The sequence below is a fragment of the Flavobacterium sp. genome, assembly GCF_965262375.1.
In the GTDB taxonomy this organism is placed as follows: domain Bacteria; phylum Bacteroidota; class Bacteroidia; order Flavobacteriales; family Flavobacteriaceae; genus Flavobacterium.
Genome location: NZ_OZ253527.1, coordinates 2,244,222 through 2,269,448 on the forward strand (window position 1 = coordinate 2,244,222; position 25,227 = coordinate 2,269,448).

Sequence of the window (25,227 nt, forward strand, 5' to 3'; positions counted from 1 at the left end):
TTAATATAATAAAAGAGATAGCCGAAATTAAGTCTTTTATGGAATTAAGAAAGTCGGATAAATAATTTGTAATTGAAACGAAAAGAATTTATTTGAAATTCCGTTTTTATAATTTATTTCTAAAAGTTGATATAGAATTTCTTATAAAATCTCATTTTCTTTTAAAAACAAAAAAAGGATCCCAAGATCCTTTTTTTACTGTTCGTTATCTAATTTATTCTTTTGAATGGTTTTGTTAATTTTTGATCGCCATTGTTTGGGTTGCGTAGAATATCCAGTCATACTTATTTTTTTTATCCAAAGCGCATAATCCGCATTCCCTTTCATGTTCAAATAAAACTTTTTTGAAGCCATTTTTAAACAAAAATCTCTAAATGATTCTTCGGGACTGGTATATTGTTTGAAACTCGACCAAGTTACCTCGTTTTTTCCTTTAATGCCAAAGTGATTATTTAGTTTTTTAGCGACTTTACTCGAACCTGCACCAGATTCGACAATGGCTATACTTAATATAATTGATGTAGGAATACCAAATTCCATAGATAAACTTTTAGCTAAACCTTTGTACTCATCTACGTAAGAATTTGTCTGAGCAAACGAGATATTACTAATAAAAAAAGTAACTGCTACCAGTAGTAATACTATATTTTTTTTCATACCTAAGCATTTTAAATTTAACATTAAACCAATTAATGTAGGGATGCAAATATATAAAAAACTTATCTTTGAATTCTAATTGTTTGTGTTAAATTTAACTCATTATTAAGTATTTATGATTTTTTTAAGAAGATTATGGCCGTTTTTATTCTTTTTTTTTCAAGGACTTTATGCCCAAAAAGACGTACAATGGCAACCCAAAAGAACGGATTCTTTATACCCTTCCATCGTTCTTAATTATGAGAAAAATCTAATTCAAAATCCTACTTCATTAGGTAAACTTTTTCAAAAATTAAAAGAATTAAAACAAGGTAGTCAGCAAAACGTATCTTTTGTGCATATAGGTGATTCGCACATTCAAGCGGATATGGAAACAGCCATAATAAGAAAAGAGATGCAAGGTTTTTTTGGAAATGCTGGAAGAGGATTGATTTTTCCTTACCAACTTGCTCATAGTAATGCACCTAGTGATTTAATTTTTAACTCAAACAATGATTGGAAAGGTAATAGATTGATTAAAAAAAACAGTGAAATGACTTGTGGTGTAAGTGGTTTTGTTTTAAAATCTCCATCGGGTATCTCAGATTTTAATTTTCATTTTCGAAGTATAAAAGATAGCATTTATAACTTTAATAAGATTACTCTTTTTAGCACTATTGAAGCAAATAAATTAATGGTTGAACCATTTAAAATAGAACATATTGATGCACAAATTGCGCATTTAGTAGCTGATAAAAAAGTTTCTATTTTTAAACTACAGTTAAGAGATACTATCCCTACTAAAATTTTTGGAATTGTTTTAGAAAATTCATTCCAAAAGGGCATTCTGTACCATGCCATAGGTGTAAATGGTGCAAAATATTCAGATTATAATGAGACACCTCTTTTTTGGGATCAATTAGCACATTTAAAAAGCGATTGTTATATTTTTTCAATGGGTACTAATGAAGCTCAAAATCAATCTTTGACACCAGAAGTATTTATTCAGTCTGTTGCAAATAGTATTGAAAAAATCAGAAGTTTTAATCCTCAAGCCATATTTATACTTATTACACCTCCCGTTTCATATTTCCAAAAGCATAGTCCGAATCAAAAGTTAAAAGCTTTTTCAGAGGCTTTAGTGACATTTGCAAAAGAAGAAGAAATAGCGGTTTGGGATTTATTTGAAATCTCAATGGGGTTAGAAGGTGCAAATCAATGGAAAACAAAGCAATTGCTGGGGGCTGATTTAGTGCATTTTACACGTAAGGGTTATGAATTTCAGGGCCATTTATTTATAGAAGCTTTTGCTAAATCTTGGAATTCTTATCTTAAAAATAATTAATCTAGCGGCTTTCTACGATTCATACTAATTATAATTCATTGGGGTTTTATATGAATGGTTGCTGTTATTTTTAATTGTTATTCTCGTATTTTTAGGGTTTTGTGTAATAAATTAAAGATACTTTTGATAAATTTTATGAAAAATAAATAAAAAATTGTATATTTAGTAACAGGTATTTAACGCATAGTAGTTAACTTGAATATAAAAATTTTTCATTTGATGGGCATAACTAGGCCACTTTTAGTTTTTTTTGTCCTGTTTAGTGTTTCATTAGGAGCACAAAATGAACTTACAATAGATAAAAACGCTCAAGAATATTATAAAATAGCCCGTAAGAGTCTACATACTTTAAAGCATAAAAAATCGGTTATTTATGCTGAAAAATCGTTGCAATTAGCGCTTAAAGCAAATAATTATAGTTTAGTTGCAAGAAATTACAATATTATAGGTTTGAACTATGAAGAGTTTTCTGAACCTAAAAAGGCAATTGAGTTTTTGCTAAAGGGTTTTTATTATGCCAAGAAAGCTAAGAATGATACCTTATGTAATTGGTTTTGTACGAATATAGGAGGTATTTACATTTATAGAAAAGTAAATTTAAATGAAGGTATTAAATATTACCATAGTGCATTAGAATATTCGAAAAAGTTAAAAATGGATGAACAAATTACTGGAAGTACCATTGATCTTGCAGTGGGGTATAGTAATTTGAAACGATTAGATCTTGCTTTTAATTATTTAGAAGGGGTAAGAAGTAAAATACCTAAACTAAGTTCGAATGATTATAAGATGTTTGCCTATACCATTTATGCAAAATATTATGAAAACATAAACGCAAAAGTATCCGAAAATTTTTATCAAAAAGCAATTGCGGAATCCAATCTAATTCAAGATCAATATTTACAATTCAATGTGGTTGATTTGTATAAAGATGTGGCTGATTTTTATGAAAGAAAAAAGAATTTTAGTCAGGCCTATGTTTTTATGAAAAAACACGATTCGCTAGAAGATATAGTTTTCGATGAACGCAAACAGAATATGTTGAATAAGGAATTTCAATCTATGAAATTAGGTCAGGTTAATGATAAAATTTTGAAGATTGAATACGAAAATAAAGTAAATTCTGAAAAACTAAAACAGAGCGAATTGTATATAACAGCTTTAATCGTTGGTATTGCTTTAGTGGTTTTAGTGTTGTTTTTTATCTCAAGAGGAAACAAAAAATTAAAAGATGCAAATGCACAGTTGAAAATTGCCAAACAAGAATCAGAAGCCACTGCTAAACTCAAAAATCAGTTTATATCTACTGTAAGTCATGAGTTGCGAACGCCACTGTATGGAGTTATAGGTTTAACGGATATACTTGAAAATGAAAACGAACATCTCAAAGAAGATAAGTATTTCTCCGCTTTAAAATATTCTTCTAAGCATCTATTATCCTTAATAAATGATGTTTTAGACGTTTATAAGATTGAAGAAGGTAAGTTAGAATTTCATGAAGATTCTATACAATTAGAATTTGAACTTTCTTCAATTATGGAGAGTTTACAAGTTATGGCTAGTAAAAACAACAATACATTTAGTTTGACCATTGCTAGTGAAGTACCAAAATTTATATTGACTGATAAAACTAAATTGTCTCAAATAATTATTAATTTATTGAGCAATGCTTATAAATTCACGAAAAACGGTGTGATAACTATTAACGTTTTTGAAAAAGAGCAAAGTCAATTATGTTTTGAGATTTCTGACACAGGTATTGGAATTCCAAAGGAATATTTAGATAAAATTTTTGAAAAATTCGTTCAAGTAGAGCGTAATTCTACCTTACAATATCAGGGTACCGGTTTGGGTTTAACAATTGTAAAAAAAACGGTTGAATCCATGGGAGGGGAAATTCAAATTGAAAGTACTGAAAAAATAGGTACTAAAGTAAGTTTTCAAATTCCGTTAAAAACTGGGCAACAAACGTGTGGAAACTCTATTGATTTACATTCTAATAAGGTATTAAATACAATTTCTGTTTTAGTCGTTGAGGATAATCATATCAATCAAATGGTTACTCGAAAAATGTTAGAAAAACAAGGGATAACTGTCAGTATAGCAGAAAACGGTTATTTAGCTCTTGAGGCTACACAGAATCAGGAATTTGATATTATTTTGATGGATATCAATATGCCTGGTATGGATGGTTTTGAAACCGCAACTGCTATTCGGGAATTTAATTTACAGATACCTATTATTGCGCTAACGGCTACTGACCGTCATGAAATTGAAAAACAATTGAAAAAAGCTAAAATTAACGACGTGATTGTAAAGCCTTTTAATAATGATGACTTTATCAACATGTTAAAAAGATATGCCTAGGTATAAAAAAAAAGACGATACCTATTTAGCATACCGTCTTTCGTTTCTTCAACAATTGGAATAATTAGATTTTTCCTTGTATCTCTTTTTTGTACTTGTTTAATAATGCTTTTGTCATACCTAAATTGGCACGAGTAGAGTCTACAGCAAGATAAATGAAATATGATCCATCTTCAGAAACATCTAAAATGTGTATTTGAGAAGATAAAGTAATCAAAATATCATCAATTGTTTCTTTTAAACCTAAAGCGCTAATGGCATTTAATTTTGCTTTTACAACTTCTAAGTTGAATGAAGAAGCTAATTCAGGATCAAAATTTGCAACTGCCGAGTTAGAGTAGTAGCAAATACCACTTTTAGTTTCGGTTACCGCAATAGCAATATAACCAGGAATGTTCTTTTGGCATTCTTCACCAAATTGTTTTAGGAATTCTGACATATACTTTTTTTTAAAGGTTAAGAATAAGTAAATTTGTTTCTGTAAAAATGAAAGTATTCATTTTATTGTGCAAATATACAATATTTTGAATAACTTAATAAAGTGTTATGGAAAATTTTGATACAATAGGGTTGCGTTTTTATAAATATATGAAAACAAAAGGGCTAGGTGTTAATGAAGTTGCACGTTTGGTAGAAATGTCAGGGAGTCAAATTAGCAACATAAAAAACGGAAAAGTCTTTGGAACGGATAAAATGTACAAAATATTGAACATTTTTAGCGATTTAGATGCAAATTGGCTCTTTAGAGGTACGCATTTAGATCCTTCTTCGCATAGTATTAATCAACTCGATTATATGATAGAACTTCAAAAAGAACGTATCATAGATCTAAAAAAGGAGAATGCAGAACTCAAAAGAGAATTACAGGAATTAAGAGAAAAGCAACTTAACTTATAAAATTCCAAATATTCTTTTTCTTACCCAAGGCTATCAAAACCTCTTTTAATTTTTGATGCTCAGGTTTTTGTAGCGATGGGTCTTCTTTAAATAGGCGAATGGCATGATGACGTGCCAATTGTAAAATGTCTTTATCCTTGACTAAATCGGCTATCTGTAGGTTTAAAACCCCACTTTGTTGTGTGCCCATGATGTCACCAGGGCCTCGAAGTTTTAAATCAACTTCAGAAATTTCAAAGCCATCATTGGTTTTGCACATGGTTTCCATACGGATTTTACTTTCATTGCTTAGTTTATGTCCTGTCATTAAAATACAATAACTCTGTTCGGCACCACGTCCCACACGACCTCGCAATTGATGAAGTTGTGACAATCCGAAACGTTCGGCACTTTCAATTATCATAACGGAAGCATTGGGTACATTTACACCCACTTCAATCACAGTAGTTGCTACCATGATATTGGTTTTGCCTTCCGCAAAGCGACGCATTTCTTCATCTTTTTCGGTAGGTTTCATTTTACCATGAACTATGGAAACAGAATATTTAGGCAATGGAAAATCTCTAGAAATACTCTCGTAGCCATCCATCAAATCTTTATAATCCAGTGTTTCTGATTCTTGAATTAGGGGATAAACCACATATATCTGACGCCCTTTTTCAATTTCATCGCGCATAAATTTCCAAACTTTTAAACGATTTGCATCATAACGATGTACCGTTTGTATGGGTTTACGTCCAGGAGGTAGTTCATCTATAATGGAAATATCTAAATCGCCATACAAACTCATTGCTAGGGTTCGAGGAATTGGCGTGGCGGTCATCACCAAAATATGTGGAGGTATGATAGCCCCTCCAACCTCCCCAAAGGGGAGGCTTTCCAAGATTGTGTTGATTTTTTTTATTACAACATCTATAGCTCCAATTACTTCTTCGTTTGTAAATCGAATGACTTTATAGCCTAGCTCGTTTAAAATTTCAGTTCTTAACGCGTCAACTTCTTTTTGTTCTGCGGTATTATGATATCCTCCGTCTACTTCTATAATGAGTTGTTTTTCAATACAAATGAAATCAGCAATGAACATATCGATGATATGTTGTCTTCTAAATTTATATTTGATGCTTTTATTTCTTAAATGCTCCCACAGCATAGTTTCAGCTTGTGTGGGGTGTTTTTTATTTTGATTTTTTAACTCTTTTAAAAGTGCGTAGGTTGATGGACGTGCCGTTTGGTACTTTTGCAATACACGTGCTATTTCCCCTCCTTTGGAGGGGTTAGGGGAGGCTTTCCGCCACAATTTACTTCTTTGTTCTACGCCAAAACGATGTTGTTCATCTATAATCGCTAAACCTAATTTTTGAAATTGTACTTTATCTTCCAAAAGGGCATGTGTTCCTACTAATATATGTAAACTTCCATTTTCGAGCTCCTCGTGTATGATTCTTCGTTCCGCAGTTTTTGTGGAACCTGTTAAAATTTTGATAGTAAGGTTTAATGGTTTGGCTAATTCAGAGATTCCAATGAAATGCTGGTTTGCCAAGATTTCCGTTGGCGCCATGATACAAGCCTGAAAACCATTGTCAATGGCAAGTAACATACTCATCAAGGCGACTATGGTTTTTCCTGAACCCACATCGCCTTGTAACAATCGGTTCATTTGGGCAGGATTTCCCATGTCATTTCGAATTTCTTTGAGCACTTTTTTTTGCGCATTAGTTAAGTCAAAAGGAAGGTATTTGGTGTACATTTCATTGAAATAAAACCCCACTTTGTCAAATGGATTCCCTTTTATCTTGTTTTTACGCACTAAGTTTTTCGAAATCAATTGCAATTGAATGAAAAAGAGTTCTTCATATTTTAAACGAAATTGCGCTTTGGCTAATAATTCCTGATTTTTTGGAAAATGCACATTAAATAAGGCTACATTCTTTGGAATTAGATGCAATTCATTTAAAATTGCCTCAGGTAAAGTTTCTTCAAATAGCGTGTGGGTTTCAATAAAAAGCTGTTGCATCATTTTATTGACTACTTTATTTGAAATCCCTTTGTTGGCCAGTTTTTCCGTAGATGGATAAACAGGTTGCATAGCACTACGCAAACTAGCTTTATGCTCTTCGAGTAGTTCCATTTCGGGATGCGCCATAGAGAATTGCCCATTAAAAGCATTGGTTTTTCCAAAAATTACATAAGGTGTATTTATTTTAATGCTTTCACGTATCCATTTAATCCCCTGAAACCACACCAACTCCATTTCGCCAGTGTCGTCACGAAAAGTTCCTACTAATCGCTTTTTGCCTTTACCAAATTCAACCGTTTTAAGATGAATTATTTTTCCTAGAATTTGAACTTCGCTATTGCTGGGTTGCAATTCATTTATTTTATAATATCTAGTGCGGTCTATGTAACGGTTTGGGTATAAATTAACCAAATCACCGTATTTGTGTATGCCGAGTTCTTTGCGTAACAAATCCCCGCGTTGTGGACCTACGCCTTTCAGATATTCGATAGGAGTTTCAAGGAGATTGTTTTGCATGTTTATTCGTTTAATAAATCGGCGATTAATTTATCAGCAATGGGCGTATTCATTTTTCGTAATTCCTCAATGATTTTTTCCTTTTCTTCGCTATTCTTGAATGTGTTTTCTTTTTTTATTAGTTGTTCTTCAGGTGCATGCTTAAAAAATAAAGCATCGGTCCACTCGTTTCGAATCCCATCGATGACTAGATGAATTCTATCGTTTTCACCATTATTGACAACGGAGTGCGTAAAATTTGCATTAATGTACCAACATTCACCAGCTTTCATTTCAAGTAAATGATTATCTAATAAAAATTCTACTTGTGGATTAGTTAGTATAGGAATGTGTATCCGAAAACAACCATCTTCATACCCCAAACAATAGTCTTTATGAGGTTTAATGCGGGCGCCACGGGCTAAATTTAATAAACGTACGGCTGTTTTTTGAAATTGTAAAGTATCTAATATCTCTTTGATATAGTCACAATGGTCAAGTATTTCGGTGGGCATGACCGCATCATTATGGGTAGGTAAAGCATAAATATTGTCTGTTTTCCCTCCTTCGGACATTAAAGATACGGAAGTCCAACGACCTTCATAATCATTAGTGTTATAATGATTTATCCAATGGGTCGATAAAATGTTTAGCACTTCTTTTTCCAGTAAAGAAACGTTAAACTGAAACGGAAATTTTATGTAGCGTACCAACTCAGTCATTTGCTAATCTCTTAACCATTGATTCATTTTGGGAAAAATGTTTCCTTGTTTTATGTTTTCTTCTTGTTCAGCAAAAGCTAAACCCATCCATTGCAATAAGGGAAGTCCTATATAGTTGCCTTGGCTGTAATTTTCAATGAACCACTCCGATTGTCCTTTGTAACCCTGCTCATGAAATACATAATTGGCTGGTAAATTTAAATGGGTTAAAGCAGCATAGGACCATAACATTGCTGCGATTTCATCTCCTTGCGTAGGCCATTCTTCAGGCATTTTCGGAGTGTCAATGAGACTTCGTTGTATTGCTGGAGTTACTGCCCAATGTCCTGCTTCATGTAGTATATCGCCTGGATAGCGTAATTTTGCTACATCAATTTCTATTCCGTTGGAGCTGATGTGTAAACCCGGTAAAAAAGTGTTGTCCTCCAATTTTTTCTCATGAAATGGAATTCCTATAGATGTTAAGAATCTAAGGATTGTATTAATTTCTGAGGAAAGATTTGGATTCATATTCGAAATGAGTGGATTTTTGAAATGATGTACTTATTTGTTGTTAGCTAATTTATGAAACAACCTATAAAAATGGAATTTTATTTGTTGTAGTATGAATTTTATCCAAAAGGTAAAGATTAATTTTTTGGAATCAAATCACAATACCAAAATCCATAATCAAATGCCGTATCATCTGTATTGGCATTACAAGCGTCATTGGAATCTTCATTTTTGGGACGTTCATATTTACGATGAACCACTTCACCTATTTCAAAGGCGATGGGTTTGCTAAATATAGGACCATCAAAGGTGAAAGTGTGAAATTCACCATTTTCTCCACATACGTCCACATTATCGGGTAAATCGTCTATAAATTGTTGGTCAATGATTCTTCCCGCAAAACTTTGGTCTAAATATTTTTCATTCACACAAGTCACTATGGTTTTAAAACCCAAAGCTATAAACTCTTGAATTAATATTTTGGTGTCAATTTTCCAAAGAGGAAATACCCCTTCAAAACCAATTTCATTTAACTTATTGACACGGTATTGGCGTAAATCTTCTAAAAAAATATCTCCAAAAATAGAATGCGTAACTCCTTGATTTTTGAAATTTTCAAGCGTAGTTCGCATGATGTTTTCATAATCAGTCATGGTGGGCATTTCTGGAATTTCCATTTTGTGTAATGGCAGTCCCAAGCTTTCGGCTTGTTTTTCTAGCAATTCCACACGAACACCATGCATAGAAATGCGGTCATAATGTTGGTTAACACTCGTTAAAAGGGTATGTACATCGTAGGTTCCCGTTTGTAAAATTTTATATAAGGCTAGGGCAGAATCTTTTCCACTGCTCCAGTTGAATATGGCTTTTGGTTTCAAATTTGCTAATTTTAGTGTAAACTTACGAAAACATTGTATTTTTGAAAAGCTAATTAAAGTATATGCGATTCTTATTTTTACTTTTTTCCTTGTCTTTATGGTCACAACAGACCCAACAGGTTGATTTTATTCGATTACATGCTACGGTTCAGCCTGATTTTTATACACGTTCTATTTCAGGAACTTGTGAGTTTCAGTTTAAAGTTTTACTTCCAATAGATTCTATTAAAATTGATGCGGTGAAAATGGAATTTGACGCCGTTCAAATTAATGGGAAAAAGGTCCAATTTAAGAATTCGGGTAAAAACCTAGTATTATTTGAAGGTTACAAAAAAGGAATGAATACTTTACGATTCTCTTATACGGCAAAACCTAAGCAAACCATGTATTTTGTCGAACAAAAATCTGATGGGTTGTCGAGTAGTAATTTAGATGATTTTAAATACAAGGATTATCAGATTTGGACACAAGGGCAAGGGAAGTACACCTCGCACTGGTTGCCGAGTTTTGATGATGTAAATGAGAAATTGATTTTTAATTTGAGTGTTTCTGCTGAACCTTTTTTTAATGTTATTGCTAATGGTGAATTGAAAAAAGTGACTCATCCAGCTATAAAAGCACCTAAAACTTGGCATTATACCATGCAAAAGCCCATGTCTTCTTATTTAGTGATGTTGGCTATCGGGCTTTATCAATCGAAAACACTTTATTCTAATAACGGTGTGCCACAGCATTTGTATTATAAGTATGAAGATGCAGATAAATTTGATTATGCCTATCGCTATTCCAATGAAATATTTAATTTTCTAGAAAAGGAAACAGGTTTAAAATACCCTTGGAGCGTGTACAAGCAGGTTCCTGTGGAGGATTTCTTGTATGCGGGTATGGAAAACACTACGGCCACCTTGTTTTCTCAGGATTATATGGTGGATAAGATTGGGTTTAACGACCGAAATTATATTAATGTCAATGCGCACGAGTTGGCGCACCATTGGTTTGGTGATTTGGTGACTGCTAAAGAAGGGAAGCACCATTGGTTACAGGAAGGTTTTGCTACCTATTATGCGCTTTTAGCGGAAAAACATTTGTTTGGCGATGACCATTTTCAATATGAATTATTGCAAAATGCAGAAGAGTTACAGGAAGCTAGTAAACGTGATACGATTCCTGTAATGAACGAAAAAGCGAGTGTGTTGAGTTTTTATAAAAAAGGCGCTTGGGCATTACATTTTATCAGCGAATCGATAGGGCATGAGAATTTTAAAAATGCGGTTCGGAATTATTTGAAAAAGTATCAGTTTAAAAATGTGGAAACCGATGATTTTTTAAATGAGATTAGAAAAGTTGCTCCTAAATTTGCTACCCAAGCTTTTAAGAAAAATTGGTTAGAAAGCAAAACTTTTGACACCCAAGTAGCTATTAGTTTGCTTTCTAAAAACAAAACGATGCAGCAATATTTTGAGTTGCAAAATATGCAAAATCTACCTTTTGAAAAGAAAAAAGATTTGTTTTTAACTATTTTAAAATCAGATTATTTTTATATTTTACCTCAAGAAGTAATTTATCAAATGAATACGCTTCCGTATGACCAAAAAAAGGATTTATTAGCCATGGCTATGCAATCTAAAGATGTTCGTATTCGTCAAGCAATTGCGCTAACCACTAAAAGCATTCCTTTAGATTTTAAGTCAAGTTACGAAACTTTGCTAGCTGACGATTCGTATGTTACTAAAGAAGTGGTTTTGGCTCAATTGTGTAAGCAATTTCCTGAGGAGCAAAATCGTTATCTGGCCATGACACAAGAATGGATAGGCAATAACGACAAAAGCTTTAGAACCGTTTGGTTAGAACTGGCATTGAAAAGCAAAGTGTTTCAGCCTGAAAAGCAAGACGCCTTTTATACTGAATTATTAGATTATGCTAGTGTGGGCTATAGTGCCTCGGTTCGTCAAAATGCTTTGGAAGTTCTTTTGCGTTTGAATCCTTCGGAGGAAAAAGTATTACTTTCGTTAGTAAATGCAACCACACATCATAAATGGCAATTTGTACGTTTTGCTAAAAATACCATCCGAAGTATGCTTAAAAAAGAATCTTTTAGAAAAGATTTTGAAGCCTTGCTGCCTAAATTGTCTGGCAAAGAACTGGAGTTTATGAAAGGGGAGTTGAAGTGAAAATAAGGGGGTGATATTTAAATTCTGTTAAGATTAACAAATATTACGACATAACTTTGCGAACTTAGTGTAAAACCTAGCGTTCTTTGTGGTTAAACCCTCTGTGAAACTTCGTGTCTTATTTTGTGCAACTCTGTGTTATAGAAAATTCAGAATTTAGAAAAAACCTAAGTCAATCTTTGCGTTCTTTTATAGTTAAACCCATTGTAAAACTTTCCGTAAAAAAAATCTCGGGATTCTTTAAGCTTATTTTAAAGAATCCCGAGATGAAATTATTTTATTTGGTACTATGCATTATACATTTTCTTTCTCATTTCCTGAATTTTATCATCTTCAAGATATTCATCGAAAGTCATATATCTATCAATCACACCATTTGGCGTTAATTCTAAAATACGGTTACCTACTGTTTGTGCAAACTCGTGGTCATGCGTGGTGAATAACACAGAACCTTTGAAGTTTTTCAAGGAGTTATTGAAAGCCGTAATCGACTCTAAGTCCAAGTGATTTGTAGGCTCATCTAACATTAAAACGTTAGCACGTAACATCATCATGCGCGAAATCATACAACGTACTTTTTCACCACCCGATAATACGCGTCCTGTTTTTAAGGCTTCTTCTCCTGAGAAAATCATTTTTCCTAAGAAACCACGTACATAAACCTCGTCTCTTTCTTCCTCCGTTTTAGCCCATTGACGTAACCAGTCTACTAAAGTGTAATCATTTTGGAAAAACTCATGGTTGTCTGCCGGCAAATACGATTGGTTAGTAGTAACCCCCCAGTCAAAAGTACCTGAGTCAGCCGTCATATTTCCATTAATAATTTCATAGAAAGCTGTAGTAGCACGTGAATCTTTAGAGAAAACAACAATTTTATCTCCTTTAGCCATATTCAAATCTACGTTTTGGAATAAGGTTTCCCCATCCACAGAAGCTGATAAATTTTGAACATTCAAAATTTGGTCTCCCGCTTCACGTTCTTGGTCAAAAATTATTGCAGGGTATCTACGGCTTGAAGGTTTGATATCTGAAATATTTAATTTCTCAATCATTTTCTTACGTGAAGTAGCTTGCTTTGATTTAGCCACGTTAGCCGAGAAACGACGGATGAATTCTTCTAATTCTGCTTTTTTCTCTTCGGCTTTTTTGTTCTGTTGTGCACGTTGTTTCGCCGCTAATTGAGACGATTCGTACCAAAACGTATAGTTCCCTGAATAATGTGTGATTTTTCCGAAGTCAATATCTGAAACGTGTGTACAAACCGCATCTAAGAAGTGACGGTCGTGCGATACTACTAGAACGGTATTTTCATAGTTAGCTAAGAAGTTTTCTAACCATCCGATAGTTTCAAAATCTAAGTCATTGGTAGGCTCGTCCATGATTAATACATCTGGATTACCAAATAAAGCTTGCGCTAATAACACACGAACTTTTAGTTTTCCTTCCATTTCACTCATCAATGTGTAATGGTAATCAGGTCCAATACCTAAGTTAGAAAGCATAGTTGCTGCATCAGAATCCGCATTCCAACCGTTCATTTCTTCAAACTGCATTTGCAATTCGCCTATACGGTCAGCGTTGGCATCGTTGTAATCTAAATACAACTCATCCATTTCTTTTTTAACCGCATACAATACTTTGTTCCCCATTAAAACGGTTTCCAAAACGGTATGCTCGTCAAACATATTGTGGTTCTGATTTAAGACCGACATACGTTTTCCTGGCTCAAGGATTACATGTCCAGAAGTAGGGTCAATATCGCCTGATAATATTTTTAAGAATGTAGATTTTCCTGCACCGTTTGCACCAATAATACCATAACAGTTACCTTGTGTAAAAGTTACGTTTACCTCGTCAAACAAAATTCGTTTACCAAATTGTACTGATAAATTTGAAACTGTAAGCATTTTCTATTTTTTTATAAGTCGTGCAAAAATACTAATTAGTAATTAGTAATTAGTAAAATAGTGTTTAGATTTTTATAATTTGCAAGCAAATAAAATTCATGATGAAAGATAAAATTTCTGAATGCTTGATTTATCTGTATTCTGAACTAAAATCTTAGCCTTTCTTATTAGTTTCCTTAATTTTTTAAAAAGTTGTAAATAATGTAAATTTGCAGCTCAATATAGAATGTATGTTAGGTTTAAAATTAAAAACAGACCCAAGATGGGTAAATATTGCTGAAGGAAATCTTGCAGAAATACTTTCTGATCACGCTTGGTGTGAGCAAAAAGCAGCTACTAATGCGATTAGTTTGATCATTAATAATTCTGAAAAAGAGGATTTAGTTACTGAAATGACTAAAATAGCCATCGAGGAGATGGATCATTTTCGTATGGTTCATGATATTATTAAAGAGCGTAATTATGAGTTTACACGCGAACGTAAAGACGATTATGTAGGACAATTGACGAAATTCTTGAAAAAAGATGGTGGGCGAGAGCATTCGATGATCGATCGTTTGTTATTTGCTGCAATGATTGAAGCGAGAAGTTGTGAACGATTTAAAGTGCTTTCCGATAATATTAAGGATGAAGAGTTGGCAAAATTTTATAGAGAATTAATGATTTCCGAAGCTAATCATTATACCACTTTTTTGAATTTTGCCCGCAAATATGGTGAACGTGATTATGTAGATAATCGTTGGAAAGAATGGATTGCTTATGAAGAAAGTATCATAAACAATTATGGAAAAAAAGAAACCATACACGGTTAGATAGTAAGCACTCTAAAAAGGGTGCTTTTTTATGTTTATGGTACTTGTTTTTGCAATTAAAAACACCAACGTGCAAAACCATTCAAACTGCGTTCTAATCCATAAGTGTTTACTTGTTCAATACTATTAGTATTTTGATTGATACGGTAATACTGATTGACAATATTTCTTTGATTCAAAATATTTTCTAAAGCAACCCCCAGCTGTAAGCTATTTTTGGTATGCCATTTAAAAGTATAACTACCCGAGAAATTTAATGCAAAATAAGCACTTAAATGTTCAGAATTGGGAGTGTTAAAATTAATTTTTTTAAGGGGATTATCCGCTTGATTAGTTAGGGGAGTCGTAATGGGTTTGCCACTGTGCCATTTACCACCAAGGGCTATTTTTAAATAATGGTCTTCAAAGATGCAGGCGACTGCCATGGCATGTTTAATTTCAAAATTATTAGGAAATTGGGATGGTGTTAATGTGTTAAAATTATATTGGTTGTCATTATAAGTATAAGAAAACCAAGAAGTAAACTTTGAAATTTGTTTTTGTAATAACCATTCGCTTCCCCAAAGTATGTAGGAACCTATAGCTGTATTGAATTCTAATTGATTTTGAAATCCTTGACTTTGTGCTGTTATACCATCCACTTTTTTATAAAAGTGTTCGGAAGTTATAAGCCAGTTGTTTTTTTTGAAATGGAATCCAATTGCTATTTGCTGACTTTTTGTTAGTGGTAGGGTAGTGCCATTGGCTAAAATCCATCTTCGCTTTTCAATGCCTAGAAAATCCTGTTGTAAATCAATGATTTGTGTGGTCGATTGATTTTTAGCCTCGGCTAATAACTCCGTCGCAATTGTTTTTGAAAGTTTATAATGAAATTGTAATCTGGGTTCCACACGTAGTTCTTTAAATTTTTCAAAATAATTGGCACGAATTCCTATAGAAGTTCTCATTTTTTTATTGGTGGATAGCCACTGAAATTCTGAGAATAAAGCCTGATTTCTTAGAACCTCTTTGATGCGTCTTGAAAAGACAGGACTATTTATTTTGTCAAAATTTCGTATGCCAATTTCATTGTATTGATACCCTGTTAGCCATTTCAAATTTTTGGTCCACTGATTGTTGTTTTGAATGGAAATTCCTAAATCTAAAACGGTATTTTCTTGATTAAATATTTGATTGCCTTCAATGGATTGGTTTTCAGAATCAATTTTATACGACGATGCGGAGGTATTGAAAAGCAAATTGTTTTTAGGATTCCAATTCGTTTTGAGCTGAAAATTGCCTCCTAAGGTATTTTGTTGTAAATTACTCTTACGGTCTATAGTATTTCCTTTTTCAATTTTGCTTTGTTGTAAGTCCAATTGATTTCCTATAGTAATCCCATCCAAATAAATGTCAGTGTGTGTGCCTATTTTTTGATGCCATTGCAAGGTAAAATCGTAAAAGTAAAATCGTTCTTTACTATGTATAGAAATGTTTTTATTATCGGTGGTATTTTTAACTTCCGTATTTTGAAAAATACGATTGGAATAGGTGGTATATGTAGGTGTATTTACAATATCGGTATAGGCTCTTCTTCCACTAATTTCTAAATTGCTAGACTTGGAAATTTTACTTTTATTATAAAAATCTAGATTTATTAAATTCACGCCTATTGCATTGGATTGCGATTGGATCGAATCGGTATGGGTAGAAATGTCTAAAATACTTGATACGCTATCGCCATAATGTGCTGAACTTCCATTTTTTATAATTTTAACTTGATGGGCTAAATTTGGATTTAATGCAGAAATCATCCCAAAAAAATGCCCCGTTTGAAACAGGTGTATTCCATTCCAAAGTACCAAATTTTGATCGTGTGTACCCCCACGTATATTCAAATTTGACAAGGTTTCATCTACACTGATAATGCCAGGAATTTGTTGTATGGTTTTGAACACATCAGGCTCTGTCAAACCAGGTAAATGCCCTATAGTTTTTGGGGTTACTAGCACACTACCATCATTTTTTTTTGAAATACCTACGGTTAAATACCTATTTGTGACTATCTCTGCTAATTGCGTGGTTTTAGGGGTGAATTTTAGTATAGGACAATTGGAAATGTACAGTTGTTTAGGTGATACGAATAGGGGTTCGTAATTTAGATGTGTAATTACAATAGTATTAGAGGATATAGTGGGTAATTCAAAGTAACCATTGGTTTTACTTGTAGTTCCTATTGTGGTTTGCTCAATGGAAATATTTACATCACTTACAGGTTGCTCACTATCTGCATCTATTATAAATGCGCATAGCGGTTTGTCTTGGTTTTGATCGTTGTATAGGGAATAGTAAGTTTTGTTGATTGTTTTGATTTTAAGCTTAGTTTTTTCTTTTATATAATCTAGTTTTTTGTCTAAATCCCAACTAATGTCAGGTTCTTCTAGTTTAAAAACAACGATTTCGTCTTCTAAATAGGTGAAATTAATTTGATGCTGCGTACTTATTTTAGTTAATATTGATTTCAAAGGAAGTATGCTCCTAGTTACTTGTGCCCAAGTATAAGAGTAAATAAGAAAAATAAGAAAAAAATATATTTTATTCTTTTGCATGCATGGGCGTTAATAAATAGTGATTTGCTGATTTCTGAATGGCATTTAAATGATAGGTAGCGGTTACAATTTGCAAAGCATTATCCCAATTATTAGCAGGGATTTTACCAGTGAATAATTGTTGTGACAGATTGGGCGCTGTACTAATGGTTATTCCATATTGTCTTTCTAGTTCTTTAGTTATTGCAGTTAAAGTAGCTTGAGAGAAAGCTATTTGCTGGTTTAGCCACTCGGGTTCTACACTATTAGGTATTGCTACTTGAAGTATTTTTCCATTTTCGTAAGCAACAGATTCATTTTTTGTAATAACTTTTTTGGAGTTTTTATAACTAACTAATACCCTTCCTTCATAGCATACTACATCGAGGCGATTATCTCTGGCTTTAACATTAAAATGTGTGCCTAAAACCGTTATTTTACCTAAATGTGTTTGAACTTCAAATTTTTTCCCTTTAGCAACCTTAAAAAAAGCTTCACCTTCCAGTGCAATTTGTCGGTTTGTGCTCCATGTAAAACGATTGTAGCTCGCCTTAGAATCAGCGTTTAATACCACTTGGGAAGCATCAGGAAGTAGGAAATGTGTTGTTTTTGTTTTCTCGGCCAGTTGTGTTGTCGATCCAGCAAATCTGTAGGTATAAGTTATAGTAATTGCAAGAATTAGTACTGCTGCAATTCGTCCCATCCAAAGTAGTAACCTTTTTGTTTTTCGAGTTTGTTTTTTTGATTGTAGGATCGTGTTCAGCATTTCCGTTTCATCAAAATGAGGAGTTTGTAACTCAGCGCTGTATTTTTTTATTTTGTTGTAAAATTCAAAATCAGGTTGGGCTTCAAATTCTTTTAAAGCTTCAGGTTCTAAATCATCATTGAACCATTGTGTTATTTTGTAGTTTTCTTCCATGGGGCTTTCTTCTTTTTGCTAATCATTGTTAAAACAATTAAAAGGTAAAATACCCTACTTAAAATTTTCAAAATGTTGCCGAATTTCTATTAATGCCAAATGGATTCTTTTTTCAACAGCTTTAACACTGATATTAAGCTCTTCAGCAATTTCAGCATATTTTTTTCCATCTATTCTATGCATTAAAAAAGCTGTGCGTTGGGTTTCATTAAGGTTGTCAATCGCTTTTAACAGACGAGCTTTAAATTGAGCTTCTTCCAGTAAAAATTCTGGGTTTTCTATCGTTTTGTCAGGAGTATTGTGTTTTTTTTGATAGTGTAAAACTACTTTTTGATGCGACAGTTGATTTAAACAGGCGTTATTAGCTAAAGTGTAGAGATAGGCTTTCGCTTTTTCTATAGGAACTTCTTTACAATTTTGCCAAAGTTTGATAAATGCCTCTTGCGTTACATCTTCTGCCATTGCTTCACTACCAAACCTGTATATTAAAAAATTCCTCAATGTTTTTACTTGAGTTTTAAAGAATGAAGTAAATAATGCTTCATTGCAAGTGTTTGAATTATAGGCTTCTGACATAAGAATTTCAGAATTTTATTATAAATTTATGAAAAACTTTTGAAAAGAGGTAGGGGAAAACGGGACAAGTTTGTTTTTTATTTAAATGCCTATCAATGCTTTAAAATAGTCTTTAGTATTTTTTTGAGTAGTAAGACGATCAACAATTGTGTTAACGATAATTTAGGTTTAACCTGAAAAAAAATAAATTATGAAAACGATTTTTAACTATACATTTCTCCTGTTGCTATGGCTCCTTATGGCTTGTCAAAAAGAAGAACTTGAAATTATAAACGAAAGTAATCCTGAAACGCTTTCAGTTACTTCTCCTTTAACCTCCTTAATTACAAGAGTTACTCAAAATCCAACGGCTAGCGATAATATTTTGGATAATTCAAGTTGTTTTAAAGTCCAATTACCCGTAACCGTGATTGTAAATACTAAAAATATAACCGTAAACACCCAAGCAGATTATGTATTAGTTAAAAATGCGATTGATGCTTTTTCAAATGATGATGACTTGGTCAATTTTGTATATCCCTTTACCATTCAATTTCAAAATTTTCAAACTCAAATTGTGCATACACCAAAAGAATTAGAAACGGTTATTGAAAATTGTACTGGCGAGGATTCAGATGAAATAGATTGTATACGTTTTGTGTATCCTTTAGTAATTAATCTTTATAACTCTGGAAATCAAACGCCCACCGTTTTGACTTTTAACAATAATCCTACTTTTTTTAATTTTTTTAAAAGTTTAAAAAATAACGATTTGCTCGCTATTAAATTTCCTATACAACTCATTAATACCGATGGACAAACCATTACGATTACTTCGCATACGGATTTGAAAAACTTAATTGAATTGGCATTGAATGATTGTCATAATCAACATGGAGGAGGAGGCAATACAAATGCTGACTTTAATGTCGTATTAACTTCGGGAGCTTGGAAAATTACTCTTTTGCAGCATCCCAATGAGATTACGTTGAATTATTCAGACTATACTTTTAATTTTCTTTCAGGAGGCGTTGTTAAAGCAACAAAAAGCGCGCAAATAACTACAGGGAATTGGTCGGCGGTTTTTGATAAAGATGCCTTAAAAATTAATTTAAATTTTGATGGAGATGCCCTGAAGCTCATTGAAGAAAACTGGCAAATGATTGTTTTTACCAATACCACTATTCGCTTGAAAAACAGCGGTAGTAGTAATACCGTGAATTATTTATATTTTACAAAAATAAATTGATGGCATCATTTTGAACTTACCAAATTTCAAAAATCTTATAATAGATACATTTTTAGTTATAGAAGAACATTGTTTTAAGGATAGTTCTTTTAAGTTAACGATATGAATGTTAGGTAGTTGCTCTTTTTTGAAATAGTATATTCAAAGTCAAAAAGGGTTAAGAACGTATTTTATGTTAAATTCTAGGTATTACCAAAGATTAAGTTTTAATTTTGGAATATTAATGATACATCATGCGTTTACCTATACAAAATACATTTATTGATGCTTTAACAGCAGATATAGAAACATCTAATGAACCTCGAAAAGTGTTTGATGCGGTTTATTCCTTTGTTATGCCTACTGTTCCTAAAGCACCTCGTGTGTTACACGTTAACAACGATTTAGCAAACAAAATAGGGATACCCATTGAGGCGGTAGAATCGGAAGCTTTTTTGAATGTTTTTTCTGGAAAAACTATTTACCCCAATACCAAGCCTTTTGCTATGTGTTACGGGGGACATCAATTTGGTGTTTGGGCTGGTCAGTTAGGCGATGGTCGAGCAATAAATTTATTTGAGTTGGAAACAAATCAGGAAAAAGTGACCTTGCAACTCAAAGGGGCTGGTAAAACGCCTTATTCACGCAGTGCAGATGGATTGGCCGTATTGCGTTCCTCAGTTAGGGAATACTTGTGTGCAGAAGCCATGCATCATTTAGGGGTTCCTACCACTCGTTCCTTAAGTCTTATTACTTCAGGAAACGAGGTATTACGTGATGTGATGTATAATGGTAATCCTGCTTATGAAAAAGGGGCCATTGTTTGTAGGGTAGCATCTTCGTTTATTCGTTTTGGGAATTTTGAAATTTTTGCCTCGCGTAATGATATTAAAAATCTTCGAGCTTTAGCTGATTTTACCATTAAAGCGTATTTTCCTGAAATCAAGTCAGCAGGAAAGAAAAAATACTTAGATTTTTTTGAACAAGTAATGCATTCCTCGAGAAAAATGATTGTGGAATGGCAACGTGTGGGTTTTGTGCATGGGGTAATGAATACGGACAACATGTCTATACACGGTATTACTATTGATTACGGGCCTTATGGTTGGCTTGAAGACTATAATCCTAATTGGACACCTAATACTACTGATGCGAGTCAACATCGATATGCCTTCGGGAATCAGCCACAAATGGCTTTGTGGAATTTATATCAATTGGCTAATGCATTGTATCCTTTGATTAATGAAACGGAGGATTTAGAAGTACTATTACAATCCTATGAAACGCTTTATGAACAAGATTTTATAGCAATGATGCGTAAAAAAATGGGATTACTAACTGCAATTGAATCTGATCAAGAACTTATTTACCAACTTTTGCATCAGCTGCAAAATATCGAAACGGACTATACCATTTTCTTCCGCTTATTGGCACAAGTACAAGTTACTGATGCCCCCACAGAAGCTATAGCTAAAATAAACGAGGCTTTTTATGATACTACACTTTTAAAAAATAAGGTACTGAACAATTGGGAAACTTGGTTTACAAATTATTTGAATCGTTTACAATTTGAAACAAGTACTCAGGAACAGCGTATGCAGACGATGAATCAATCGAATCCCAAATATGTTTTACGTAACTACATGGCACAATTAGCTATTGAAAAGGCAGATGCTGGCGATTATTCCTTAATTGAACAGTTTTTTGTAGTGCTACAAAATCCATACGAAGAACAATTGGAGCAGCAACAGTGGTTTGCTAAACGTCCCGATTGGGCTAGAACAAAAATAGGTTGTTCGCAATTATCATGTAGTTCGTAATATGAAGCATAGCATTTTATTTAAGTGGGTTTTGCTTGTTAGCTTGTTCTTATTTTCAATGTAAAAAGGAAAGCGAACTAGATACAAACAAAAATATAACAATCATAGTACAGCCTTTTGCTAATTTTCCAAAATCGCGAGTGACTACTGTTGTAAAGGAAATTCGAAAAATTTATAAAAATTGCAAAGTAAATCCTGCTATTTCATTTCCTCAAGATAGCTGGAATGCTGAGAAATCGCGTAGAAGAGCCGATAAACTTATTAAATACTTAAATAATTTGGCAGAAACTGATCAGCTGTATATCGGATTAACTTCGGAAGATATAAGTACAACAAAGAATCAATATAAGGATTGGGGCGTTTTTGGGTTAGGCTATCGTCCAGGTAAATCTTGTATTGCTTCTACTTTTAGGCTTAAAGGGAATAAAGATGTAAAATTATTTAAAGTTGCTATACACGAACTTGGACATACACAAGGACTATCACATTGCCCAATCGCATCTTGTTTTATGCGAAATGCTAAAGGGAAAGATGTACTTGATTTTGAAACTGAATTTTGTTCAAGCTGTAAAGCGGTCTTGCTTCAAAAAGGTTGGTAATTAAAATAAAAAAAGCAAAGAGCTCGAAATTTCGAGCTCTTTTTGTAAGTGAAAATTTATTTTTTGTAAAAAGGTAATTTTACCACTTTTGCTTTAATATCTTTATTTCTGATACGGATAAAAATTTCAGAATCTACCGTAGAAAGCGCTGTAGGTACATACCCTAATCCAATTCCTTTTCCTAATGAAGGCGACTGTGTACCAGAAGTTACGATACCAATTACTGTACCCTCTGCATCCACAATTTCGTAATCATGACGTGGAATTCCTCTTTCTACTAATTCAAAACCTACAAGCTTACGCGTAACGCCAGCTTCTTTTTGTTTTTTAAGGTTTTCAGCGTTTGTGAAATCTTTATCAAATTTAGTAATCCAACCTAAACCAGCTTCTAATGGAGAAGTTGTATCGTTAATGTCATTGCCATATAAGCAGAAGCCCATTTCTAAACGTAAAGTATCGCGAGACGCTAAACCAATCGGTTTGATACCAAAAGAAGCACCTGCTTCAAAAACTTTATTCCAGATGGTTTCAGCATCTTCATTTTTGAAATAAATTTCAAATCCTCCTGAACCCGTATATCCTGTTGCGGAAACAATTACATCTTGTACGCCAGCAAATTCACCAATTTGGAACGTATAGTATCCCATATTGATTAAATCGATACTGGTTAAGCTTTGCATAGCTTCTGCCGCTTTAGGCCCTTGAATCGCTAATAAAGAATAAGCTTCCGAACGATTTTCCATTTCGACTCCTAAATCGTTGTGGCTAGAAATCCAGTTCCAATCTTTTTCAATATTAGATGCGTTTACCACTAACATATAGTGATTGTCTTCAATTTTATAAACAATCAAGTCGTCTACAATACCTCCTTCATTATTTGGTAAACATGAGTATTGCGCTTTTCCGTTTACTAACTTAGAAGCGTCGTTTGAAGTTACTTTTTGAATTAAAGCTAAAGCATTTTCTCCTTTTAAGAAGAATTCTCCCATGTGAGAAACATCAAATACACCTACGCCGTTACGAACCGTTTCGTGTTCAATATTTACTCCTTCGTATTGCACGGGCATATTATAACCTGCAAAAGGAACCATTTTTGCGCCTAGTTTTTCATGTACAGGTGTTAGAGCTGTGTTTTTCATTTTTTTAAGTAGTTTGATAATTGCTGGCAAAATTAGGCATTATATTTTGAGTCTTAAAATGAAATGACGTTATAATTATTTTGATTTCCCGTCTTTTTTGTTGAATTTTGGACGTCAAATTTTAAATCAAGATGAATACTTTCCATTATATCAGTTCTGATGTATTTTCATTAGAAACGCTGCAAGAGATTATCTCTCAAAATCAAAAACTAGCTTTATCAGAAGAAGCACGATTAAATATTATGAAATGTCGTGAGTATTTAGATAAAAAAATGGAATCGCATAAAGAACCTATTTATGGGATTAATACGGGTTTTGGTTCGTTGTGTAATGTGAAGATTTCTAATGATAATTTGACCAAATTGCAAGAAAATTTGATGAAATCACACGCTTGTGGAACTGGAGAGGAAGTGCCTCAAGATGTAGTGAAAATCATGTTGCTTTTAAAAATTAAATCGTTAAGCTACGGACATTCTGGCGTACAATTAGATACGGTGGAGCGTTTGATTGATTTTTATAACAATGATATTTTTCCTATTGTGTATACCCAAGGGTCTTTAGGGGCATCGGGCGACTTAGCACCTTTGGCACATTTGTGTTTACCACTTATTGGAGAAGGGGAAGTGTATTTTGAAGGGTTCAGACAACCTGCGAATAAAGTGCTTGATAAAATGGAATGGCAACCTATTCAATTGCAATCTAAAGAAGGATTGGCGTTATTGAATGGTACGCAGTTTATGAGTGCTTACGGTTGTTATATTTTATTAAAAGCGATGAAATATAGTTACCTAGCTGATGTTATCGGAGCTGTTTCTTTAGAAGGTTTTGATGGGCGAATTGAGCCTTTTAACGAATTGATTCACATGGTGCGTCCGCACAAAGGGCAAATTGTAACTGCTCAGCGTTTTCAAGAATTGTTAGAAGGAAGCCAAATTATAGCACAGCCTAAAAAACACGTGCAAGACCCGTATTCTTTCCGTTGTATTCCACAAGTACATGGAGCATCAAAAGACACGATTGATTATGTGAAAAAAGTTTTCAAAACAGAAATCAACTCGGTTACGGATAATCCAAATATTTTTGCAGAAGATGATTTAATCATTTCTGGAGGAAACTTCCACGGACAACCCTTAGCATTAGCTTTAGACTTTTTAGGTTTGGCTTTGGCAGAATTAGGAAACATTTCTGAAAGAAGAACCTATCAATTGATTTCTGGGTTAAGAGAATTACCAGCCTTTTTGGTGAGTGACCCAGGTTTAAACTCAGGTTTTATGATTCCGCAATATACTGCTGCAAGTATTGTAAGTCAAAACAAACAATTAGCTACTCCGGCAAGTATTGATAGTATTGTATCGAGCAACGGTCAGGAAGACCATGTAAGTATGGGAGCGAATGCAGCTACGAAGTGTTTGAAAATCATGGAGAATTTAGAACGTATTCTTGCTATAGAGTTAATGAATGCTTCGCAAGCTATAGAATTCAGACGACCATTACAATCGAGCGAGTTCCTTGAAAGTTTTATTAAATTATATCGCGAAGATGTTCCGTTAGTGCATGAAGATCGAATTTTGCATTATGATATTGAAAAATCGATTGCTTTCTTGAATACTTTTTATGTAGAAAGTTTTGAATAATTCGTTATCGATTTTTAATAAAAAAAA

At 33.3% G+C, this 25,227-nt stretch carries 20 protein-coding genes; 9 read left to right on the forward strand and 11 right to left on the reverse strand.

Going from position 1 to position 25,227, the window contains the following annotated elements; genetic code table 11:
• Positions 1-195: 195 nt before the first annotated feature.
• The gene (locus ACQY29_RS10475) at positions 196-657 is read right to left on the reverse strand and encodes a glucosaminidase domain-containing protein (RefSeq protein ID WP_428225130.1); all 462 of its coding nucleotides are present in this window, start codon (positions 655-657) and stop codon (positions 196-198) included.
• A 115-nt stretch (positions 658-772) separates the two neighbouring features.
• Here ACQY29_RS10475 and ACQY29_RS10480 point away from each other — a divergent pair, with 115 nt between their 5' ends.
• The gene (locus ACQY29_RS10480; protein ID WP_428225131.1) at positions 773-1,981 is read left to right on the forward strand and encodes a GDSL-type esterase/lipase family protein; all 1,209 of its coding nucleotides are present in this window, start codon (positions 773-775) and stop codon (positions 1,979-1,981) included.
• Between the two features lie 219 nt (positions 1,982-2,200).
• Positions 2,201-4,348: an ATP-binding protein gene (locus ACQY29_RS10485; RefSeq protein ID WP_428225132.1), complete on the forward strand. Its 2,148-nt coding sequence runs from the start codon at positions 2,201-2,203 to the stop codon at positions 4,346-4,348.
• 64 nt (positions 4,349-4,412) lie between these two features.
• Here the strand turns inward: ACQY29_RS10485 and ACQY29_RS10490 are convergent, their stop codons facing one another.
• Complete coding sequence (locus ACQY29_RS10490) at positions 4,413-4,787, reverse strand: hypothetical protein (protein WP_428225133.1); 375 nt, start codon at positions 4,785-4,787, stop codon at positions 4,413-4,415.
• A 107-nt stretch (positions 4,788-4,894) separates the two neighbouring features.
• On the opposite strand from ACQY29_RS10490, the gene ACQY29_RS10495 reads away from it, so the two are divergent.
• Positions 4,895-5,245 (forward strand): helix-turn-helix domain-containing protein, encoded by a 351-nt coding sequence (locus tag ACQY29_RS10495; RefSeq protein ID WP_428225134.1) that lies wholly within the window; start codon positions 4,895-4,897, stop codon positions 5,243-5,245.
• On the opposite strand, the gene ACQY29_RS10500 is transcribed toward ACQY29_RS10495, so the two are convergent.
• The 4 genes from ACQY29_RS10500 to ACQY29_RS10515 form a co-directional block, all read right to left on the reverse strand.
• Entirely contained in the window at positions 5,235-7,778 is a 2,544-nt protein-coding gene (locus ACQY29_RS10500) for a DUF559 domain-containing protein (protein WP_428225135.1), read from the reverse strand. The genes ACQY29_RS10495 and ACQY29_RS10500 overlap by 11 nt on opposite strands.
• A gap of 2 nt (positions 7,779-7,780) precedes the next feature.
• Entirely contained in the window at positions 7,781-8,479 is a 699-nt protein-coding gene (locus ACQY29_RS10505; protein WP_428225136.1) for an aspartyl/asparaginyl beta-hydroxylase domain-containing protein, read from the reverse strand.
• A gap of 3 nt (positions 8,480-8,482) precedes the next feature.
• Complete coding sequence (locus ACQY29_RS10510; protein WP_428225137.1) at positions 8,483-8,989, reverse strand: hypothetical protein; 507 nt, start codon at positions 8,987-8,989, stop codon at positions 8,483-8,485.
• 119 nt (positions 8,990-9,108) lie between these two features.
• The gene (locus ACQY29_RS10515) at positions 9,109-9,849 is read right to left on the reverse strand and encodes a diphthine--ammonia ligase (protein WP_428225138.1); all 741 of its coding nucleotides are present in this window, start codon (positions 9,847-9,849) and stop codon (positions 9,109-9,111) included.
• 62 nt (positions 9,850-9,911) lie between these two features.
• On the opposite strand from ACQY29_RS10515, the gene ACQY29_RS10520 reads away from it, so the two are divergent.
• Positions 9,912-12,020 carry a M1 family metallopeptidase gene (locus ACQY29_RS10520; protein ID WP_428225139.1) on the forward strand — a complete coding sequence of 703 codons (2,109 nt, stop codon included), beginning with the start codon at positions 9,912-9,914 and terminating at the stop codon, positions 12,018-12,020.
• A gap of 287 nt (positions 12,021-12,307) precedes the next feature.
• Here the strand turns inward: ACQY29_RS10520 and ACQY29_RS10525 are convergent, their stop codons facing one another.
• Positions 12,308-13,927, reverse strand: a complete 1,620-nt coding sequence (locus tag ACQY29_RS10525; RefSeq protein ID WP_428225140.1) for an ABC-F family ATP-binding cassette domain-containing protein — start codon at positions 13,925-13,927, stop codon at positions 12,308-12,310.
• Positions 13,928-14,157: 230 nt separating this feature from the next.
• Here ACQY29_RS10525 and ACQY29_RS10530 point away from each other — a divergent pair, with 230 nt between their 5' ends.
• On the forward strand, positions 14,158-14,739 hold the full coding sequence (locus ACQY29_RS10530) for a tRNA-(ms[2]io[6]A)-hydroxylase (RefSeq protein ID WP_428225141.1): 582 nt from the start codon (positions 14,158-14,160) through the stop codon (positions 14,737-14,739).
• A gap of 56 nt (positions 14,740-14,795) precedes the next feature.
• On the opposite strand, the gene ACQY29_RS10535 is transcribed toward ACQY29_RS10530, so the two are convergent.
• The 3 genes from ACQY29_RS10535 to ACQY29_RS10545 form a co-directional block, all read right to left on the reverse strand.
• Positions 14,796-17,243 carry a TonB-dependent receptor gene (locus tag ACQY29_RS10535; protein ID WP_428225142.1) on the reverse strand — a complete coding sequence of 816 codons (2,448 nt, stop codon included), beginning with the start codon at positions 17,241-17,243 and terminating at the stop codon, positions 14,796-14,798.
• A gap of 70 nt (positions 17,244-17,313) precedes the next feature.
• Positions 17,314-18,225, reverse strand: a complete 912-nt coding sequence (locus tag ACQY29_RS10540) for a FecR family protein (protein ID WP_428225143.1) — start codon at positions 18,223-18,225, stop codon at positions 17,314-17,316.
• Positions 18,226-18,279: 54 nt separating this feature from the next.
• Positions 18,280-18,801: an RNA polymerase sigma factor gene (locus ACQY29_RS10545; RefSeq protein ID WP_428225144.1), complete on the reverse strand. Its 522-nt coding sequence runs from the start codon at positions 18,799-18,801 to the stop codon at positions 18,280-18,282.
• 190 nt (positions 18,802-18,991) lie between these two features.
• Here ACQY29_RS10545 and ACQY29_RS10550 point away from each other — a divergent pair, with 190 nt between their 5' ends.
• From ACQY29_RS10550 to ACQY29_RS10560, 3 genes are all read left to right on the forward strand, one after another.
• Positions 18,992-20,029 (forward strand): hypothetical protein, encoded by a 1,038-nt coding sequence (locus ACQY29_RS10550; RefSeq protein WP_428225145.1) that lies wholly within the window; start codon positions 18,992-18,994, stop codon positions 20,027-20,029.
• Positions 20,030-20,259: 230 nt separating this feature from the next.
• The gene (locus ACQY29_RS10555) at positions 20,260-21,828 is read left to right on the forward strand and encodes a protein adenylyltransferase SelO (protein ID WP_428225907.1); all 1,569 of its coding nucleotides are present in this window, start codon (positions 20,260-20,262) and stop codon (positions 21,826-21,828) included.
• A 35-nt stretch (positions 21,829-21,863) separates the two neighbouring features.
• Entirely contained in the window at positions 21,864-22,427 is a 564-nt protein-coding gene (locus tag ACQY29_RS10560; protein WP_428225146.1) for a matrixin family metalloprotease, read from the forward strand.
• A 56-nt stretch (positions 22,428-22,483) separates the two neighbouring features.
• On the opposite strand, the gene gcvT is transcribed toward ACQY29_RS10560, so the two are convergent.
• Positions 22,484-23,566: a glycine cleavage system aminomethyltransferase GcvT gene (gcvT, locus tag ACQY29_RS10565; RefSeq protein WP_428225147.1), complete on the reverse strand. Its 1,083-nt coding sequence runs from the start codon at positions 23,564-23,566 to the stop codon at positions 22,484-22,486.
• 131 nt (positions 23,567-23,697) lie between these two features.
• Here gcvT and hutH point away from each other — a divergent pair, with 131 nt between their 5' ends.
• Complete coding sequence (hutH, locus tag ACQY29_RS10570) at positions 23,698-25,200, forward strand: histidine ammonia-lyase (RefSeq protein ID WP_428225148.1); 1,503 nt, start codon at positions 23,698-23,700, stop codon at positions 25,198-25,200.
• The last annotated feature ends 27 nt before the right edge of the window (positions 25,201-25,227 follow it).